Source organism: Streptomyces mobaraensis (genome assembly GCF_020099395.1).
Classification (GTDB): Bacteria; Actinomycetota; Actinomycetes; order Streptomycetales; family Streptomycetaceae; genus Streptomyces.
The window spans coordinates 58,559-77,007 of record NZ_CP083590.1; the positions used below are offsets into that span (position 1 = coordinate 58,559).

Consider the following 18,449-nt stretch of genomic DNA (forward strand, 5'->3'; position numbering starts at 1 on the left):
CCGCACGCCGTTTTCCGCCCACCGCGGCCCGCCGACCAGGGTCGCCTCGACGCTTCGCGCACCGACGGCCGTTTCGCCACCGTCGCGGTGCTAACGGCCGCCCAGCGCGGACACCAGGCTCGCCACCGTGACGGTGTTGAAGACGAAGGCGACGACCGTGTTCGCCGCCACCGTCCGCCGCATGTCCCGAGAGGTCACGTTGACGTCGGTGGTGCCGAACGTCGTCATCGCCGCCAGGGCGAAATAGACGTAGTCGGCCCAGGCCGGCGCCTCTTCCCCGGGAAAGTCGAGCGCCCGCTCGTTCTCCACGAGGTTGTCGGCCTGAAAGGTGACCGCGAAGGTCAGCACCACGCAGACCCAGGCGACGACGACCAGCGCGAGCGCCACCAGCGTGCGGGGGACGGCCGAGAAGGTGGTCGTGAGATGGCCGGGAAGCCACAGCACCGCCACCACCAGGGCGGAGGCCGCGATGAAGAGCGACGCCCCGGGCCCGGGTGCGGTTCCGAGGACGTAGCGCTGCATGAACGTGCCGCGAGCCTCGCGATGCGCCCAGGACCGGACCTGTTCCGGGTCGACGCGCAGGAAGGCGGACAAGGTCATCGCGAGATACGGGAGCAGGTAGGCGAAGAGTACGAACACGCCGATGTCCGCCGTCGAGAGATCCGCCACGCTGTCGCCGGGGAGGACCGCCGCCGCGGACACCGCGAGGGCGAGGCTCACCGTCGATCGGCGCCGTTCGGATAGCCAGCGGTGCACGGACGGGCCTCTCTCGACCATCGTCGTCGGGGTGGCACTCGGGGGGAGCTCCCGGTCGATGGTATGAGGACTCCGGCGCTTGGGCGGCGGCATTGAGGGCGTGTCTCGAGGTGATCCCGCCGATGCCGCACATTGGCACAACGATCGTCACTCTGACGATGGGGCACACACGCGCGGGGCGCCCGAGCATCCGCCCCGCCCGGCGACCGCGGATGACGGAAGCGGGCCGGCCGGGCGGCGCGGACGGCCGACGGGCGACCACAGGGCGAGGCGGACCGAGCTCCTGAGGCGGCGGCCTCGGTGATCGAGCGCGGCCGGGACCGGCCCGGCATCCGGGCGGTCCTGGAACGGTGACTGCCCCGCGCCGCCGTACGACCCCGGGTTCCGCCCCGCGATGTGCCAACTGCTCGTCCACGCATGGGACGAACCGCCTTCACCGCCGTCATCGAGCAGCGCCCCGCCCACCACCGCACGCCGCACGACCGGCGCGGAACGGGCCGGCGGGGCGCGCCGCCGCCGATGCACGGCGCGCCCCGCCGGCCGCGGTGCCGCGGTCAGCGTCTCCGCGCCGCGCCGGGCACGCCGGGGTTGATGACGAAGTCGAAGGCCGCCTCCTTCGCGGGGCCCGCCTGGCGGACCGTCATGAGCAGCCGCGGGTCGAAGAGGGAGTCGGTCTGGTTGCGGGGTTCGCCGGGGAAGTACAGCTGGGTCGTGAGGATGGGGCCGCCCGGCGCCTGGACCTTGACGTGGAGGTGCCGGGTGCGGCCGGGGTAGAGGCCGGGGACGATGGTCGTGAGGGTGAACGCCCCGCGTTCGTCGGTGTATTGGTGGCCCCGCAGCCGGAAGCCGCGGTTGTCGTAGGCCCCGGCGTTGTCGGCCTGCCAGAAGTCCAGCAGCGCGTGCGCGACCGGCCGGCAGGTCGGGCCGAAGACGAAGCCGGCGACCGTGAGGCGGGTACCGCGCATGCCCGGTTCGAGCAGGGAGGCGCGTTCCGGTGAGCTCGGTTTGAAGTAGGGGCCTTCTATCTGGGGCGGGGTGGGGGCGTCCCCGTCGTCGCAGTACGGGGTGTGGGGTAAGGGCGCGTCCGCGGGCCGCTGGTCACGGGCCAGGGCGACGCCACCGCCCAGCAGGGCGGGCAGGGGTACGGCGAGGAGGGCCGCCTTGAGCACGGTCTTGCGGCTGATGTGCCGCCGTCCCTTCGTGTCGTCGCCGGGGTGGGGGTCGGGGCTGTGGCCGGGGTCGGAGCTGTGGCCGGGGTCATGGTCGTAGCCGTCGCCGTCGCCGTCGGCCGTCCCGCCGGTAGGCAGGGTCTCGTCCGCCATGGTTCCGCCTCCTGGGGGTGGGGGTGGGGGCGTGCGCCACAGGACTTCGCCTGTGCGTTGATGAACCTAGGGCGGCGGACGGGACGGATCGATGCACTCCGTTCGGTGAACGTGGTGTTTACTCCGGTGATTTCTCCGGTGGCCCTGCCCGCGTCTCCTCCCGCCGGCACCCGCCCGCCGCCCGGCGGAAGTCGCCGGGGCTGACCCCGGTCTCCCGCCGGAAGAAGCGGCAGAAGTAGGCGGGATCGCCGAACCCCACCCGCCGGGCGATCTGGGCGACGGTCAGGCCGGATCCGGTGAGCAGCCGTTTCGCCTCCAAGGCGCGGGCGGCGCGGACCAGTTCGCCGGGCGTCCGGCCGGTGGCCTGCTTGACGGACTCGATGAGGTAGCCGACGGAGACGCCGAGCCGGTCGGCGTAGGCGCGGACCGCTCCCCCGGCGCCCGCGGTCTCGGTGAGCAACGCGTCGAACTCCCTGGCGACCTCGGCGGAGCGGCCCGCGTCCGCCTCGGGTCTTCGCTCCCCCGGCAGCCGCAGGGCGCGGACGAGCAGGATGTGCAGGTACGCCTCCAGGACGGAGGCGTAGCGGTCGGCGCGGGCCGTGAACTCCCGTTCCATGGCCCGTATCAGGGCGCCGATCCCGGCCGTGTCGCCGCCGTCCGGCCCGGTGGGCAGGCGCGGCACCCGCCGCTCCCCCAGGGCGCGCAGCAGGTGCCGGTCGTCGGGGCGGGACAGCAGGAAGTCCTCGGTGAACAGCAGCAGGACGCCGCTGAGGCCGGCGGCGCGGTCCCAGTAGTGCACCTGGCCGGGCAGGATGACGCACAGGTGGGGCGGGCGCAGCGGGTGGTGGACGACGTCGACGACGTGGGTGCCGGTGCCGGCGGTGACGTAGGCGATCTCGTAGAAGGTGTGCCGGTGGGGGTATCCGGCACGGGACTCCGGGCCGAGGGCGTCGAAGGAGCCCATCGCGAAGGGCGGCGGGCAGGCGGCCGGGACGGCGAGCCGGTGCAGGGGCACGGGGTCGGCGGACAGGGGTGTGTCCTGGGCGTGGGGGGCCATGCCGGGCGTCCTTCCCCGGGGCGGTCCCGGTGTCGGGGGCGGGGCGTGGGCCGCCAGGGTGCCGCATCGCGGGGGAGGCGGCAAGGCGCGGGACCCCAGGCGCGTAGGGCCGGTGAGGTCTCCGGGGACCCCACCGCCCCTGAAGGCCCGTCAGCAGACCACCGTCAGCCGGCGAAAGCCCCCCGCAGCGCCACCGCGAACTCCGCCGCGTGTGTCAGGTACCCCACGTGCCCGCCCGGGAACTCCGTGACCCTGGCGCCCAGTTGCTCCGCCAGGGTCGCCGTCGTGCGGTACGTGAGCGCGCGGGGCCGCACCTCTCCCGTCACCAGGGTGCACCGGCCCGCGCGGAGCGCCTCGGTGTCCGGGCGGAAGCGGGTGAAGGAGCGGAGTTCGTACTCCAGGCAGAACGCGCCGTTGGCCTCGACGCGGCTCAGCATCTCCCGCGCGGGCGCGGGCAGCGCCTCGTCCGGCTCGGGGACGTCGTCGAGGCCGATCTCCGCGCAGAGCCGCCGCATCGCCGGGCGCGGCCCCTCGCGCCGGTGGAGGGCGTGGATCTCCTCGAAGAGGGCGTGCCAGCGGTCGGCGTCGGGCAGCAGGTCGATGACGAACGGGTCGTGGGCGACCAGTGCCCGTACCCGGCCGGGGTGGCGGGCCAGGAGGTCCATGCCGGTCATGCCGCCGTAGCTGGTGCCGAAGACGTACGCCGGCTGCCCGGGAGCGACCGCGTCCAGCAGCAGGTGGGCGTCGTGGCCGCGCTCCTCGATCGTCTGCTCGCGGGGCGGGGCCGTCAGGCGGCTGCGGGAGTTGCCGCGCGGGTCGAAGGTGACGACGGTGTGGTCCTCGGCCATCAGGCGGGCCAGCGGGCCGAACATGGCGGCGTCGCCGTCGCCGCCGTTGATCAGGAGGAGGGGCGGGCCCGCTCCGCGTACCTCGTAGTGGATTTCGGCGCCGGGAACGGTGAGCGTACCTGTCTCCATGGGTCCCCCAGGGTGCCGTGCGGAGCGGACGGTCCGCAATGGCGCGGTGGCAGGTGCGGCGGCGGTGGGTACGGCGGCCGGGCCCGGTGCTACTTCGGGCAGGTCCCATCGGTCGCCGGGAGGCGGCCTGTGGCGAGGTAGGCGTTCACCCGCCCGTCCACGCACGCGTTGCCGTACTCGCCGTAGAGGCCGTGGTGCTCGGCCCCTTCGACGGTGAGGAGGCGGGAGGACGGCAGCAGGCCGTGCAGGGCCTGGCTTCCGGCGTACGGGGTGCGCGGGTCGCCGGTGGCGGCGACGATCAGGGCGCGGGCGTCGGTGCGGACCTCGGTGGGCCGTTCGCGCGGCGGCCGCGGCCAGAAGGCGCAGGGGTTGGTGTTGTGCGCGAGCGGGCCGAAGAGGGGGTGCGCGGCGCGGGAGTCCTCGACGGCGCGCCGGTACGTCTCGGGGTCGCGCGGTGCGGCGACGTCGCCGCACAGGATCGCCGCCTGGACGCTGCCCGCCGCGGAGGCGGCCCCGCTCAGGGTGGCGGCGAGGATGTCGGCCAGCTGTTCGGGCGCTTCGACGGTGTCACCGCCGCGGGCGGCCCGGTGGAGCGCGGCGACCGAGCCGGCGAGGGCGGCGCGGTTGGGGTCCCGGTCGTCGGCCAGGGCGCCGAAGAGGAGGGAGGGGACGACGGTGTCGTCCACCCGGTACGTCCGGTCCCCGGCGCGCAGGGCGAGCGGACGCCGGGCGGCCGTGCGGACGGTGTCGTCGACCGCGGCGAGGACCTGTGCGCGGGTGCCGCCGAGCCCGTACCGGGCGTCGCGGCGTGCCGTCCAGTCGGCCCAGTGCTCCAGGGCGCGCTCGTTGGCGTCGATCGCCGTGGTCAGCAGCCGGGGGTTGTAGGCGCGCGGGTCGAGGGCGCCGTCGAGGACGACCCGGTCGGTGCGGCCGGGGAACATCTGGGTGTACACGGTGCCGAGGTAGGTGCCGTAGGAGTAGCCCAGGTAGGAGATCCGGCGTTCGCCGAGGACGGCGCGGACGACGTCCATGTCGCGGGCGGTGTCGCGGGTGGTGACGTACGGCAGGACGTCGCCGGCCGCCCGGCCGCAGCGCTCGGCCAGGTCGCGCTGGAACGCGGCCTGCCGGTCGAAGCCCTTCCGGTCGGAGCCGGCGGAGCGGAGCCAGGTGCCGGTGGGCCAGTGGCAGTCCAGCGGGGTGCTGCGGCCGACGAAGCGGGGGTCCATGCCGATGACGTCGTAGCGCTTGCCGACGTCCTTCATGACCTCGCGGATGTCGGCGGCGAGGCCGAGCGACGGGCCGCCGGGGCCGCCGTTGTTGACGAGGAGCGCGCCGGCCCGGTGGGCGGTGTCGGTGGCCTTGATGCGGGAGACGGCGAGGGTGAGGGTGCGGCCGCCGGGGTCGGTGTAGTCCAGGGGGACGGTGATCGTGGCGCAGCGGGCGCCGGCCCGTTCCAGTGCCCGGCCCGTCTCGTCGTCGGGCCCCTGGAGGCAGCTCTTCCAGTCCGGCCGCTGGTGCTGATAGCGGGTGAGCCCGGCGGACGTACCGGGCTCGTCGCCGGTACTCGTGCCGGTGCCGGCCTCCGCGACGGCGGGCAGGGCGGCCAGGCAGGCGGCGGCCGTCAGCGCGGCGGCGGCTCTGCGCAAGGGGGTCATCGCGTCTCCTTCACCATGAGCGGGGCGTTGCGCCCTGCGCGGGCGTTTCGACCATGCGCGGGCGTTCCGCCATGAACGTCGGGCGTTCGGGCGTGAACGCTGGGCGTTCCGGCACCGGCCGGCCTCGACGGCCGCGCCGCCTCTCACGCTAAGCGCCCGCGCGGTCCGGCTCACTGGTGGAGGCCCCCGGACGGCGGGTGGGGCCTCCCCCACCCGGCGCCGGTGCGCCGACGTGGCGTCAGGGCGGGTACGCGGCCGGGCGGACGGTCACTGGTGCCACGCCCGGCCGCCCGTGTTGCGGATGAACCGCTGGAGCACCTTGAGCGTGGTCAGGTACTCCTCGTCGGAGATGCCCCGGTGCCGTTCCGCCCACAGTTCGTGCTGAAGGGCCGCGGTCTTCTCGCGGAACGCCCGCCCTTCGGCGGTGAGGCTCAGACGCCCCTCCGCGTCCTCGGCGACCCAGCCGCGGGCCGCCGTCTCGTCGATCTCCGCCGCGATGGTCCCGGCCCCCGTGTCGAGGTAGTCCCGCAGGGTCCGGGACACCTCCTCGCGGGACGGGGCGGTGTCCGCCCGGGCGATCTGCTCCAGGATCCAGCACTGGGGCTGCGTCGTGCCGATCCCGGCGAGGGCGGCGCGGGTCCGGCCGACGGTGGCCTTGTAGGCGGCCCAGCTCCAGTAGCCGACGGGCTGCCGGAGAAGGTCCGCGTCGCTGTGCGAGTACTCCATGACGGAATGACCTCGATCCGTTCGTGAGGATGGGGGGACGGGAGAACGCTAGAACCCCAACCTCGCTTGAGGTCAACGTGCCGGGCCTGAGGCCGATATGCCGGGGACACCGCCGCGCCGGCCGGACGCGTCCCGGCCGGGGGCGCGCCGGCCGGGGGCGCGCCGGCCGGGGATCTCGCGTCCCTAGCGGCCCGGCCGGAGCGCGTGCCGGGTGACCGGGAAGTCGAAGTACGTGTCCGGGAACGTCTCCGGCTGATACGTGTAGTGCCACCACTCTTCCGGGAGGTTCCGGAAACCGGCCTTCTCCAGACCGTTCTTGAGCAGCAGCCGATTGGCGCGCTGGGTGCCGACGACGCGCGGGTCGAGCGTGTGCGACAGGGTGTCGAAGCAGTCGAACCCGGTGCCCATGTCGAGGGAGTTGTCGGGGAACCGGTCGCGCTGCGGGCCGTAACACGGCTTCAGCGGTTCGCCGGGGTGGTACGGGCGGGTGGGGAGCGCGGGCAGCCGGACGAGGGTCAGGTCGACCGTACTGCCCCTGCTGTGGCCGGACTTGGCCGCGATATAGCCGTCGTCGAACAGCCGCGTCTTGTCGACGCGCGGGTAGAACTCCGCCTTCATCCGCTGGTCGCCGAGGTCCTTGGCCCAGCGGACGAAGTGGTCGACGGCGCGCTGCGGCCGGTAGCAGTCGTAGACCTTGAGGGAGTAGCCCTGCCGGAGGAACGTCCGCTGCGCCCGGCGCAGCGCGGCGGCCGTGTCGCGGGTGACGACGCACAGGGGCTGCCGGTAGCCGTCGATCCGTTCGCCGGTGAAGTTGTGGCGGGTGCGGTAGCGCATCTCCTGCTGGATGGTCGGGTCGACGTCCCGGAGGGCGACGAACTCCGGTGGCGCCTTGTGCTCATGATGCTCCTGTGCCGTGGCGGTGGCGGGCACGGCCGTCACCGCGAGGGCGGCGGCCGTGCCGGCGACCAGGCCGCGGAGAACTCTTCGCATCGGATCGACCCCTTCACGCGTGTCCGGGGTGCCGCGGTGGCACTCGGCACCCGGCGGCATCCTGGCGGAGGCGCGCCGGGGCCGTCCAGTGGAAGGGGACGGCGGAATCGGTCGTGCCGCCCCGGCCGTCTCACGCCGCCGGGCGCCGCGCGTGGAAGATCCCCCACCGCAGCCGTCCGCTCCGGGCCGCGTCCACCCACAGCGGCAGGTTGAGGAGGAGGCCCTGGAGGTAGTCGGGGCTGATGAGGTCCCGGAGGGTGTCCTTCCGGGATTCGGTCTCCTCGGTCAGCCGGACGTAGTGGCACACGAGTTGCTCGCTGTGGTCGTCGAAGCCGACGTCCTCCAGACCGAGCGCGGTCAGCCGTTCCCGGTAGAACGACGGTGTGGCCAGCGCGTCGACGCCGAGCCGGGCGACGACGGGCCGCAGCGCGTCGTCGGGGGTGCCCTCGGCGGCCATGACGTCGGTGAACGCCAGGGCGCCGCCGGGCGCCAGGACGCGTACCGCCTCGGCCAGCGCGCGGGCGCGGTCGTCGCTGTGGCAGAACGCCTCCAGCGAGCAGACGGCGTCGAACTCGCCGTCGCCATACGGCACGTCGTGGAACGAGCCGGTGACGACGTCGACGAGACCGTCCAGGCCGCGCTCGGTGTTGGTCTTGCGGTGCCGTGCGTTCTGCGCCTCGCTGAGGTTGAGGGCGACGACCCGGCACCCGAACCGCCCGGCCAGGTAGCGGGCGGTGCCCCCGTATCCGGAGCCGAGGTCCAGGGCCCGCCGCCCGGGCCCCAGCCGGTCGGCGAGGTGCGCCGCCAGCCGCTCCACGGTCCGCCGCGACGCGTCGGCGACGGGCTCCCCTTCGCGTGTGTAACTGCCGGTGTGGATGTCCTCTCCGCCCCAGACGGCGTCGTAGAAGGCGTCCACGTCACGGGTCTCGTAGTAGCGCCGCGTCGCCTCGTCGTGTCGCTGCACTCCGCTCACCTCACCTTGGGGGCTGATCGTTTGCCGGCCGTCCCCAATCTGCCGTCGCGGGCGGGCGGTGAACAGAGGGCGTGGCCGGGGCGGCGGTACGGACGGGTGTGCGGGGCGGTCAGCGCGCGGGCGCCGCCGGTGCCTGCGGTTCCTCCGGCGGCTCCGGCGGCTCCGCGATCTCCCGGACGTTCTCGCCGAGGGCGAGGCCGAAGACGGAGTCCGGGTGCTCCCGGTACCTCCACGCGGCCGGGTCCGCGAGCAGCCGGTCGAGTTCGGCACCGGTAATCCGCCGACCGTCCATCCAGGCGGGCGGCTCCGGCCCCTCGTACACGTCGATGTACCCCTTCCGGCACCACCGGGAGACGATGCCGGCGAAGAGCGGGACGTGCCGCTCCCATTCCTCCTCGTCCTCGCTCTCCGACCAGTCGGAAAGGAGCGCCCAAAGGTCCGAGCCCTCCCGGGAATTCCCATAGACGTACTCTTCCTCTTCGGTGATCCAGTACATGCTCGGTGCTCGGGAATTCCTGTTCGGCCTCGGCGGGGGGGGCGGGGAACGCGGCGTTGTCGTCGCGTTCCGTCAGCCTAGTGCGGCCGGGTCGCCTCCGGTCAGGCAGGTTGCCTGCGTGTGGCCACATAGGCGAAAGGCGCCGAGACGCCGGCGCTGTGGTGGTCGGCCGCCGAAAGGGCCAGTTCCAGGCGCTTCCGCGGCTTCAGGTCGAGGTCCGCCGTGGCGTGCAGGGCGCCCAGCGCGAATCCCTCGCCGCAGCCCACGGCGGCGTATCCGTCGGCGGGTTCGGCTATCTGGTAGTCGCCGTAGACGGTGAACAGGCGGCCGTTTATGCCGACGAGGAATGTGCCGGCGGATTCCTGTTCGGCGTCCTTGCGCGCCCAGCCGCCGTCCTTCAGGCACTTGCGGAGCTTGTCGACGAAGACGGTCGTCATGAAGCGGTCCAGGTCGCCGGCGGGTTTGGGGGCGCGGAACGCGTGGTGCAGCAATTGGCCCATGCGGAAACTGGTGGTGAAACCCATGACGTACGGGCCGTTCCGGAAGATCTTCGGATCCCGGCGGACGGTGATCCGGAGGCCGGCGACCCCGGCCGAATCCCCGCCCAGGTGCACCCGCCCGTTGTGTACGAGCCCGGCGATCACGGTCATGCGTCGTCCCCTCCGCTGTACCCCTGCTCCTCTGCTCCCCTCCTCGATTACTGCGCCCGGGGCGGCGGCCGGAAACCGGCGGCCCGGCACGGCGGCCCGGCATGGTGGCCGGGCTCAGCGGGTGACGGCGGTCTCCCGTTCGAGGCGGGACAGCTTCTCGGGGTTGCGCACGGCATAGAGGCCGGTGACGCGGCCGTCGTCGAACCGCACCGCCAGAACGGTGTCGACCGCGCCGGCGAGCCGGACGACCAGGGCCGGGAAGCCGTTGGCCCACACCGGGCGCAGCGACGCCGCGGTGGCGGGGATCCGGGCGAGCACCCGGGCCACCGTCCCGGCCCCGACGACGGGGGCCGTCGCGGCCCGCACGACACCGCCGCCGTCCGTCAGCAGGACGACGTCGGGGGCGAGGACGTCGAGCAGCGCGTTCAGGTCACCGGTCTCGACGGCCCGCCGGAACGCCGCGAGGGCGTCCCGGGTCTCGGCCGGGGAGACCGCGCCGCGCGGGCGTCGCGCCGCGACGTGCGCGCGGGCGCGGTGCGCGATCTGGCGGGCCGCGGCCGGGCTCTTGTCGACGGCCGCCGCGATCTCGTCGTACGCGAGGTCGAACACCTCGCGCAGTACGAACACCGCCCGCTCCGTCGGCGTGAGCGTCTCCAGGACCAGCAGCATCGCCATCGAGACGCTGTCGGCGAGCTCGACGTCCTCGGCCACGTCCGGCGTGGTGAGCAGCGGCTCGGGCAGCCAGGGGCCGACGTAGGACTCCCGGCGCCGGCGCAGGGTGCGGAGCCGGGTCAGCGCCTGGCGGGTGGTGATCCGCACGAGGTACGCGCGCCGCTCGCGCACGGTGTCGAGGTCGACGTCCGCCCAGCGCAGCCAGGTCTCCTGCAGGACGTCCTCGGCGTCGGCGGCGGAGCCGAGCATCTCGTAGGCGACGGTGAACAGCAGGCTGCGGTGGGCGAGGAACGTCTCGGTGGCGGGGTCGGGGGTGGGGCGGCTGGGCTCGCGCATCGGGGGTTCCTGTCTGTCCGTGGTCGCCGTTCTCGGCCGTGTCACGCGCACAGGACGCCGGACCCGGCCGCCGTGTGACGCCCGCGGGCGGTGGCACCCGTCACATCGCCGCGCCGTCACACACCCCCGGCGGGCGGCGTCTGGTGGGCGCAAGGACACCGCGCCGACACCGTGCGCGGCGCCCCCGACTCACGAGGAGGACGCTCTGATGGAACCCCGCTTCGACCTGTTCGCCACCGAGACCGGCACGAGGATCGGCAAGCGGACCGCCGCGGTCAGCGCGGTGATCGAGCCGGCCCTGCCCAAGTCCCTCCGGGAACTGGTCTGCCTGCGCGCCAGCCAGATCAACGGCTGCGGCTTCTGCGCCGACGTCCACACCAAGGAGGCCGCGGCCTGCGGCGAGTCCCCGCTCCGGCTCGGCCTGGTCGCCACCTGGCGCGAGTCCACCGTGTTCACGGACGCCGAACGGGCCGCGCTGGCGCTCGCGGAGGAGGGCACCCGGCTCGCCGACGCCCACCAGGGCGTGTCCGACGAGACCTGGGCACGGGTGCGCGAGCACTACGACGACGACCAGGTCGCGGCGCTGGTCGGGCTCGTCGCCATGATCAACGCGGCCAACCGGTTCGGCGTGATCCTGCGCCGGCCGGGCGGCTCGTACGAGCCCGGCGTGTTCGCCGCCCTGCGGGACTGACCGGGACGCCGGCGGGATACGGCCGGGATACGACAACAGCCGTGGGCGGCGTCCGGAGGGGACGCCGCCCACGGCTGTCGTGTGGTTTCCGCCGGTCAGTAGGCGGAGTTCACGTGGTCCATGGAGCCGTACTTGTCGGCCGCGTAATTGCAGGACGCGACGATGTTGGCGACCGGGTCGTAGATGTCCCAGGACGTGCCCTCGACGTGGTACGCCTTGAAGGTCGGGTCGATGATCTGCAGCAGACCCTTCGACGGCACACCGTTGACGGCGTTGACGTCCCAGTCGTTGATCGCGTGCGGGTTACCGGTCGACTCCCGCATGATGTTCCGCTTCACACCCTCGTACGAGGCCGGGATGCCCTTGGCCTTCATGATGTCCAGAGCCTGGGAGATCCAGCCCTCCAGGTTGTCCCCGTACGCCTTCGGGGCGGGAGCGGCGGGGGCAGCCGGCTTCCGCATCGGCTTGCGGGCGGTGGAACGGTTCGCGGCCTGCTTCTGCGCACGGTCCTTGTCCGCGGCGGCCTTGGCCTTGGCGTCCGCCTTCGCCTTGGCGTCGGCGTCGGCCTTGGCCTTGGCGGCGTGCTTGGCCGCGGCGGCCTCGGTCCGGGCCTGCTCGGCCGCCTTCTCGGCGGCGTCCGCCCGCTCGGCGTCCTGCGTCTGGGCGAAGGTCTCCGCGTTCCAGGCCACCGGCTTGACCGGCGCCGGGGCGGCCACGGCGTGCGAGGCGGCACCGAACGCGACGGCGGCGGCACCCGCGGCGGTCAGCGCCGCGGCGGAGAACTTGTGGGCCTTGGTCAGACGGGTATAGCCGGAGTGAGTGGAACGCATGAGAAGGGTGAACCTTTCGGATCGGGAAACCGCGACGGGCCTGGACCGGCGCAAAGAAAAGCGCCGTTCTCGGTCGGACGGCGCCGTGCGGTCCCACCATTCTTAGCGGCGGCCAAAACCCCTGGCAACGACCGTGTCTACGGCCCTCTTTCGAGGCGGGGACCGTACGGACAGAGGCGCTCCGGGGCACGTCCGGGCGGCGGCGCGACGGCCGGATACGGCCCGGCACCGTAGGTGACGCGGGTCTCATGGGCGGGCTCACATGCGCCGCCCCTCCGGCTCGCACAGCGTCGGCCGGGCGCTACCAGGCGAAGCCGGATTCCGGGGTCGGAGCCGGTCCATGTTCGGTCGCCCGACGCGGGGCGGGCCCCCTCGGGCGCAGGGCCGGACGTCGAACGCCGGGCTGGGCGCGGGGGCAGGAGCCGCCCCGTGCCCGCGTCGAACCCCGCGTCCCGCTCGGGACCGGGCTCCGCACCCTTCGCGGGCGGGCGGTCCCCCTACTCGACGCGGAACCGGACCCGCGCCCGGCACAGGCACGAAAACCACGCCCCACCACGACCGGACCCAGTTCCCCCCGGAAGCCGGGCTTCGCGCCCGACACGGGGCGGGCACCGCACCCGACACAGAGCCGGACGCGTCCGGCACAGGCACCGCACCCCGCCCGCGACCGAGCCCGACGCACCTCGCGGAGCCGGGCGCGACGCCCCGTACGAGAGCGGGTGACGCACCCCGCGCGGAACCCGGTTCCCCGCCCGGCGCGGGCGCACACACCAAACCGCGCGCGGATCCGGGCTCCCCCTCCGCCCTCGGTCCCGCCCCGGTCCCGTCAGCAGCTCCCCGGCGCACGCGGTGAGGGCCGTCACCAGCCGGCTTCGGTCGCCCGCGCGGGTTGCCAGGACGACATGGCTCGGCTCGACGTCCACCAGGGGGACCACGGTCAGGTCCGGGCGGAGGCCGGCCGTCGCCCCGGCGGTCATGATGGCCACGGCCTCGCCCGCCGCCACGCGCTCGACGAGGCTGCCGCGCGCTTCGGGTGGCCGGCCCCGTTCGCCGGCCTGGGCTCCCCCGCCTCGGCCGCCCTGACGCGGGAGCGGCTGGGCTGGCGTCCCGTCCACCCCAGCCTCCTCGCGGACCTGGAGGAGGGGCACTACTGGGAGGCGTGACGAGCCGCGCCCCGGCCATACACGTGTATTCGCAACTAGTGCGAAGCCGGGCCCCGCGAGCGTCGCTCCTCGGCCGCCGGCCCGCCGGTTCGTCGGCACCCGGCCCGGCGTAGGCCGCTCCTCGCGGTGAGCCGCACCAGTGCGGGGAAGCCGCCCCGCCGTCAGGACGACGGCCGTGCGCCCGGACCCGTTACGCCGTCTCCTCCCGCGCCGTCGCCCGGTGCCGGACGCCCGAGCGTACGGCCCACCGGAAGACGCCCAGGGCGAAGACGGCGACGGCGAGGGAGTCGTAGGGGGCCGGCAGGTGGCCCGAGCCCTTGAAGGTGCCCAGCCACGACAGCAGGGTCAGCACCGCCAGGTAGCACACCAGCCAGGCGCCCTCGCGCAGTTCGGCGGCGAGCGGGCCGTCGGCGGCGGTGCGCCGCATGGCGAGGAAGATCAGCAGCCCGGCCAGCACGACGGGCAGCGCCAGCCGCAGGTCGTGCCAGCCCGACCAGTACACGAACTCGGTGGCGACGACGAAGCTGACCGGGGCGATCCAGCGCAGGCCGGGTACCCAGCCCGCCATCGGGGTGCCGGGGTCGGCGCGGAAGACGGCGACCGCCACGGCCGAGGCCGCGTAGATCAGCAGGTACATGTCGCCCATGATGCTGACGATGCGCTGCCACTCGCCGAAGGGCAGCAGGAAGACGACGATCACCACGAGGTTCAGGGCGAGCGCCCGGTGCGGGATGCCGGACCGGCGGTCCACCCGCATGAACGTCCGGGGCAGGGTGCGGTTCTTGGCGAGGGCGTAGGTGTGGCGGGCGTTGAGGGCCACGCCGACGTACGCCGAGCCGCCGGGCGAGAGCACCGCGTCGGCGTAGAGGAGGCTGGAGAGCCAGTGCAGGTTGAGGATCAGGGCGAGCTGGCCGAAGGGCGACTCCAGGTCGACGCCCTTCCAGCCGTGGCCCAGGAGGCTCTCGGGGACGGTGAAGAGGAAGGCGAATTGGAGCGCCAGGTACATCAGGAGCGCCAGGCCGATGCCGGTGAGGACGGAGGCCGGGATGGTGCGGCGGGGGTCGCGGGCCTCGCCGGAGAAGTCGAGGGCGGCCTGGAAGCCGTTGACCGAGTAGACGATGCCGCCGCCGGCGAGGGCGGAGAGGCAGGCGGCGTAGCCGTAGGGGGCGAAGCCGCCGTGGTCGGTGAGGCGGCCGGAGTGCCAGCCGGAGGCGAACAGGGCGATGACGGTGACGACCGGCACGACGATCTTGAAGATGGAGACGAGGTTGTTCAGCCGTGCGAACAGGCGGACCGCGAACCAGTTCAGCGCGGTCAGCAGCACGCTCAGGCCGACGGCGAGCGCCAGGCCGGTGGGGGTGAGCACATGGCCGTGGTAGAGGTCCGGCAGGTAGTGGTCGGCGTACTGCATGATGGCGCTGATCTCGGCGGCGGTGCCGCCCACCGACAGCAGGACGGACCAGCCGATCAGTGTCCCGACGAGCCGCCCTCCGGCGTACAGCGGCCAGCGGACCGTGCCGCCGCCCTCGGGCCGTGACGCGCCGAGCTCGATCATCACCAGGGCGACCAGCCCGCAGAGCAGGCCGGCGCCCACCCAGGTCAGCAGGGAGGCGGGCCCGGCGGTGCGGGCCGCGTACATCGCCGCGAAGAGCCAGCCGGAGCCCACGATGTTGGAGAAGCCGATGGCGGTGAGCGCCCAGAAGCCGAGGTCCCGCCGGAGCCTGCCTTCCTGCACGGCCGCTTCGACGGCGGTGTCCGCTGCGGCGTCGTGATCCGCTGGCACGTTCTCTCCCTGTCCGAGGCGTCCCGACGAGGTGCGGGTGAACGATCACTCAACCTTAGGTGACGCTTCGTCATTCCCTCCGGTCCCACGAGGCCCCTCGTGTCCCGGAGGGTGGGCGGTTCCGTGCGTGGCGACGAGTGATCGAAATGGCCGGAAATCATCGCATGGGCGACCTGCCCGATGATGAGCACAACGCGCACAACGTCCCCCACTGGAGAATCGACGCCGCCCGGCCGCGCGGACGAAGGGTTCTTTGCACACGGGCCGTTCGATTTCAGCCAATCGAATTTCCGTCAACTGAACGTTTCTTTAAGGTTGTTGCGCAAACAGGGGGCGGAATCGCAGGTTCCGCTACGCCACGCTCAGGGTGACCGCAATCAACCGAACTGGGTTGCTATGTTTACGGTTCATGGCCCAGGTATGGTCGCGCGCTGGGGGGAATATGGATGTGCTGCGCAGTCCGGATTATGCCGAACGTAAGGCGGAGTTGACCGCGCTCGGGGGGTTACTCACGGAAGCAGGGGCGGGGCGTGGGAGTGTCGCGCTGGTGAGCGGACCGGCGGGCAGCGGAAAGACCCACCTCCTGCAAACATTCTGTAAAGAGGCGGAGAATTCCGGCGCTCTCGTGTTGACCGCCATGGCGTCCCGGGCCGAGTCCGGACTGCCGCTGGGCGTGATGGACCAGCTGTTCCGGTGCGAGACGCTGCCGGCGGAGCTCCGGCGGCGGGCGACCGCGCTGCTGGCCGGCGAACCGTCCGGCGCCCGGGGACCGGACGCCGGCCCGGAGACGATGAACCAGCCGAGCGTCGAGGTGGCCAACGGCCTGCGGTCGATCCTGCTGGAGCTGAGCGACCGCGGCCCCGTCGTGGTGGGCATCGACGACCTCCAGTACGCCGACGGTCCGTCGCTGCAGATGCTGCTGTTCCTCCAGCGCCGGATGAAGACCTCCCGTGTGCTGCTCCTGCTCGCGGAGCTGTCCACGGTGCGCTCTCCCCATCCCGTCTTCCACGCCGAGCTGTTCCGCCAGCCGAACTGCCGCAAGATACGGCTGGACCTGCTCAGCCGCTCGGGCGTCCACACCCTGATCGAGGCCCGGCTCGGTCCGGCGAAGGCGCGGGAGCTCACCGAGGCGTACCACGCGGCCTCCGGGGGCAGCCCGCTGTTCCTGACCGCCCTGCTGGACGACCACGAGGCCGCCCATCGCCCGGGCGGCGAACCGGCCGTCCCGGAACCGGCCGCCTCCGAGGCGGCCTTCCGCACCGCGCTGACCGACTGCCTCTACCTCGCGGAGCCGTCGGCGCTCGCGGTCGCGCGGGCGGTGGCCGCGCTGGGCACGGCCGGTTCCCCGGCCCTGATCGGCCACGCCCTCGACATGAACACGTCCACGGTGGAGCACGCCATCGCCTCACTGGCCGCCACCGGACTGCTCGGCCCGGAGGACTTCCGGCACCCCGCGACCCGCACGGCCGTCCTGGCGGAGACGCCGCCCGACACCCGGCACGACCTGCATCTGCGGGTGGCGGCCGCGCTGCACCACGCCGGGGCGCCGCCGGGTCCCGTCGCCGAGCAGCTGTGCGCGGCGGAACAGGCCCCCGAGGCGTGGATGATCGGCGTCCTGCGGGAGGCCGCCCGCGGCGCGCTCGCCGCCGGCCGGAGGGCGACCGCCTGTGCCTACCTCGACCTGGCCCTGAAGGAGTGCGCGGACCGCCGGCAGCTCGCCGCCCTCACCGCGGACCGGATGCGCATCGAGTGGCAGAAGTCGCCCCTCAAGGCCATGCGGCACGTGGAACTGCTGTGGGAGGCGCTGCGGGCCGGGCACCTGAACGGCCATGACGCCGGGCTGCTGACCCGCGGTCTGCTCTGGCACGGCCGGTACCGGGAGGCCCGGGAGGCGCTCGCGCTGTGGAAGGCGTACGGCGCAGCGTCCGACCCCACCGAGTCGGAGGAGCTGGCGGCCCTGACGACCTGGATGGCGTACTCGCATCCCTCGCTGATGACGTCCCCCGGCGGAACCCTGGCCACCGCGCCGCGGACCGGCCCGGACGCGGCCCGTCCGTTCGGCCGGCACGCCGTCAGCGTGCTCTACCGGCTGCTCGCGGACGGCGCCGGCGAGGCCGCCGCGGCCCGTGCCGAGGCCATCCTGCACAGCGTCGTCCTGGGCGGCGCCACCCTGGAGTCACTGCACGCCGCCCTGCTGACCCTGCTCTGCGCCGACCATCCCGACAAGGCCGCCGCCTGGAGCGACGAGCTGCTCAAGGAGGCCGAGCAGCACGACGCGCCGATGTGGCAGGTGGTGTTCGCGGCGATGCGCGCCGACGCGGCGTTCCGGCAGGGCGACATGGCCACCGCCGTGCGGCACGGCGAGGCCGCGCTGGCCCGGCTCCCGGCGTCGGCCTGGGGCGTCGCCATCGGCAGCCCGCTCGCCGTGCTGATCCTCGCCACGACCATGATGGGACGGCACGACGAGGCGGTGCGGTACATCCGGCGGCCCGTGCCGGACACCATGTTCGAGGCCCGCTACGGCCTGCACTACCTCCACGCCCGTGGCCACTTCCACCTGGCGACGGGCCGGCCGGCGGCGGCGCTCACCGACTTCGAGAGCTGCGGCCGGCTGGCGACCGCGTGGAAGCTCGACCTGCCCGCCCTGATCCCCTGGCGCGGCGGCGCCGCCGAGGCCGCGCTGGCCCTGGGGCTCACGACCCGGGCCCGGGCCCTCGTCGAGGAGCAGCTGACGCGGCCCGGCACCCGGCAGCCCCGCACCCGGGGCACGTCCCTGCGGCTGCTGGCCGCGACCGGGGCGCCGGAGGACCGGCCGGGGCTCCTGCGCCAGGCCGTGGAGCTGCTGCGGCCGGACACCGGCCGCTTCGAGCTCGCCCGGGCGCTGGCCGACCTCCGGGACGCCCACGAGGCGCTGGGGGAACGCGAGGCGGCCGAGGAGGCGGGGCGGCGGGCCGCCGAGATGATGGCGTCCTGCCAGGTGCCCGCGGAGTGGGCGCGCCCCGAGGTCGTCGTCCGGCCGGCTCCGGCCGCGCCGGCCACGGCGATTTCCGCGCCTTCGGGCGTGGCGCCGGCCGCGTCCGAGCGGGCGGCCGGTCCGGCCGGTCCGCTCAAGGAGCCGAGACCGCCCGCCGCCGAGGTGCTGAGCGACGCCGAGCGGCGGGTCGCCGAACTCGCCGCGGCGGGTGTGACCAACCGGGCGATCGGCCGGAAGCTGTTCATCACCGTCAGCACCGTCGAGCAGCACCTCACCCGGGTCTACCGCAAGCTGGACGTCAGCCGGCGGCGGGACCTGGCCGCCCGGCTGGGCCTGGGCGCACCGGACGCCGAGTCCGCCTGAGCGGCCGGTTCCGGTGCGCCGGCCCGGCCCGCGCG

At 73.9% G+C, this 18,449-nt stretch carries 15 protein-coding genes and 1 pseudogene; 3 read left to right on the forward strand and 13 right to left on the reverse strand.

The genetic code is table 11. The features are described 5' to 3' along the window. Positions 1-90: 90 nt before the first annotated feature. The 11 genes and pseudogenes from K7I03_RS00260 to K7I03_RS00310 form a co-directional block, all read right to left on the reverse strand. Entirely contained in the window at positions 91-777 is a 687-nt protein-coding gene (locus K7I03_RS00260; RefSeq protein WP_185945913.1) for a DUF1345 domain-containing protein, read from the reverse strand. Positions 778-1,328: 551 nt separating this feature from the next. Further along, a pseudogene (locus tag K7I03_RS00265) lies at positions 1,329-2,078 on the reverse strand (dioxygenase family protein); the annotation flags it as partial. A 118-nt stretch (positions 2,079-2,196) separates the two neighbouring features. Further along, entirely contained in the window at positions 2,197-3,135 is a 939-nt protein-coding gene (locus K7I03_RS00270) for a helix-turn-helix domain-containing protein (protein ID WP_185945911.1), read from the reverse strand. A 164-nt stretch (positions 3,136-3,299) separates the two neighbouring features. After that, complete coding sequence (locus K7I03_RS00275) at positions 3,300-4,112, reverse strand: alpha/beta fold hydrolase (RefSeq protein WP_185945910.1); 813 nt, start codon at positions 4,110-4,112, stop codon at positions 3,300-3,302. A gap of 89 nt (positions 4,113-4,201) precedes the next feature. Next, positions 4,202-5,767, reverse strand: coding sequence for an alpha/beta hydrolase (locus K7I03_RS00280; RefSeq protein WP_185945909.1), 1,566 nt, complete (start codon positions 5,765-5,767; stop codon positions 4,202-4,204). Positions 5,768-6,034: 267 nt separating this feature from the next. After that, positions 6,035-6,493 (reverse strand): MarR family winged helix-turn-helix transcriptional regulator, encoded by a 459-nt coding sequence (locus K7I03_RS00285; RefSeq protein WP_185945908.1) that lies wholly within the window; start codon positions 6,491-6,493, stop codon positions 6,035-6,037. A 183-nt stretch (positions 6,494-6,676) separates the two neighbouring features. Continuing rightward, positions 6,677-7,483, reverse strand: a complete 807-nt coding sequence (locus K7I03_RS00290; protein WP_185945907.1) for a M15 family metallopeptidase — start codon at positions 7,481-7,483, stop codon at positions 6,677-6,679. Positions 7,484-7,613: 130 nt separating this feature from the next. Beyond that, a complete protein-coding gene (locus K7I03_RS00295) occupies positions 7,614-8,447 on the reverse strand; it encodes an SAM-dependent methyltransferase (RefSeq protein ID WP_185945906.1) in 834 nt (277 codons plus the stop codon). Between the two features lie 118 nt (positions 8,448-8,565). Continuing rightward, positions 8,566-8,952, reverse strand: a complete 387-nt coding sequence (locus K7I03_RS00300; protein WP_185945905.1) for a hypothetical protein — start codon at positions 8,950-8,952, stop codon at positions 8,566-8,568. Between the two features lie 101 nt (positions 8,953-9,053). Beyond that, a complete protein-coding gene (locus K7I03_RS00305) occupies positions 9,054-9,602 on the reverse strand; it encodes a hypothetical protein (RefSeq protein ID WP_185945904.1) in 549 nt (182 codons plus the stop codon). A 114-nt stretch (positions 9,603-9,716) separates the two neighbouring features. Continuing rightward, entirely contained in the window at positions 9,717-10,610 is an 894-nt protein-coding gene (locus K7I03_RS00310) for an RNA polymerase sigma-70 factor (protein ID WP_185945903.1), read from the reverse strand. A gap of 208 nt (positions 10,611-10,818) precedes the next feature. Between K7I03_RS00310 and K7I03_RS00315 the strand changes: the two genes are divergently transcribed. Further along, positions 10,819-11,301 (forward strand): carboxymuconolactone decarboxylase family protein, encoded by a 483-nt coding sequence (locus K7I03_RS00315; RefSeq protein WP_185945902.1) that lies wholly within the window; start codon positions 10,819-10,821, stop codon positions 11,299-11,301. 95 nt (positions 11,302-11,396) lie between these two features. Here the strand turns inward: K7I03_RS00315 and K7I03_RS00320 are convergent, their stop codons facing one another. Continuing rightward, on the reverse strand, positions 11,397-12,131 hold the full coding sequence (locus K7I03_RS00320; RefSeq protein WP_224346784.1) for a transglycosylase SLT domain-containing protein: 735 nt from the start codon (positions 12,129-12,131) through the stop codon (positions 11,397-11,399). A 902-nt stretch (positions 12,132-13,033) separates the two neighbouring features. On the opposite strand from K7I03_RS00320, the gene K7I03_RS34175 reads away from it, so the two are divergent. Beyond that, entirely contained in the window at positions 13,034-13,294 is a 261-nt protein-coding gene (locus K7I03_RS34175) for a hypothetical protein (RefSeq protein ID WP_185946258.1), read from the forward strand. A 190-nt stretch (positions 13,295-13,484) separates the two neighbouring features. On the opposite strand, the gene K7I03_RS00330 is transcribed toward K7I03_RS34175, so the two are convergent. Beyond that, positions 13,485-15,077, reverse strand: coding sequence for an APC family permease (locus K7I03_RS00330; protein ID WP_224346785.1), 1,593 nt, complete (start codon positions 15,075-15,077; stop codon positions 13,485-13,487). Between the two features lie 442 nt (positions 15,078-15,519). Between K7I03_RS00330 and K7I03_RS00335 the strand changes: the two genes are divergently transcribed. Further along, positions 15,520-18,414 carry a helix-turn-helix transcriptional regulator gene (locus tag K7I03_RS00335; RefSeq protein WP_185946257.1) on the forward strand — a complete coding sequence of 965 codons (2,895 nt, stop codon included), beginning with the start codon at positions 15,520-15,522 and terminating at the stop codon, positions 18,412-18,414. The last annotated feature ends 35 nt before the right edge of the window (positions 18,415-18,449 follow it).

Excerpts from the sequence above, each read along its gene's own strand:
- K7I03_RS00260 (WP_185945913.1), bottom strand. The coding sequence starts at position 777 with ATGGTCGAGAGAGGCCCGTCCGTGCACCGCTGGCTATCCGAACGGCGC.
- K7I03_RS00270 (WP_185945911.1), bottom strand. The coding sequence starts at position 3,135 with ATGGCCCCCCACGCCCAGGACACACCCCTGTCCGCCGACCCCGTGCCC.
- K7I03_RS00275 (WP_185945910.1), bottom strand. The coding sequence starts at position 4,112 with ATGGAGACAGGTACGCTCACCGTTCCCGGCGCCGAAATCCACTACGAG.
- K7I03_RS00280 (WP_185945909.1), bottom strand. The coding sequence starts at position 5,767 with ATGACCCCCTTGCGCAGAGCCGCCGCCGCGCTGACGGCCGCCGCCTGC.
- K7I03_RS00285 (WP_185945908.1), bottom strand. The coding sequence starts at position 6,493 with ATGGAGTACTCGCACAGCGACGCGGACCTTCTCCGGCAGCCCGTCGGC.
- K7I03_RS00290 (WP_185945907.1), bottom strand. The coding sequence starts at position 7,483 with ATGCGAAGAGTTCTCCGCGGCCTGGTCGCCGGCACGGCCGCCGCCCTC.
- K7I03_RS00300 (WP_185945905.1), bottom strand. The coding sequence starts at position 8,952 with ATGTACTGGATCACCGAAGAGGAAGAGTACGTCTATGGGAATTCCCGG.
- K7I03_RS00305 (WP_185945904.1), bottom strand. The coding sequence starts at position 9,602 with ATGACCGTGATCGCCGGGCTCGTACACAACGGGCGGGTGCACCTGGGC.
- K7I03_RS00310 (WP_185945903.1), bottom strand. The coding sequence starts at position 10,610 with ATGCGCGAGCCCAGCCGCCCCACCCCCGACCCCGCCACCGAGACGTTC.
- K7I03_RS00315 (WP_185945902.1), top strand. The coding sequence starts at position 10,819 with ATGGAACCCCGCTTCGACCTGTTCGCCACCGAGACCGGCACGAGGATC.
- K7I03_RS00320 (WP_224346784.1), bottom strand. The coding sequence starts at position 12,131 with ATGCGTTCCACTCACTCCGGCTATACCCGTCTGACCAAGGCCCACAAG.
- K7I03_RS34175 (WP_185946258.1), top strand. The coding sequence starts at position 13,034 with ATGGCTCGGCTCGACGTCCACCAGGGGGACCACGGTCAGGTCCGGGCG.
- K7I03_RS00335 (WP_185946257.1), top strand. The coding sequence starts at position 15,520 with ATGGATGTGCTGCGCAGTCCGGATTATGCCGAACGTAAGGCGGAGTTG.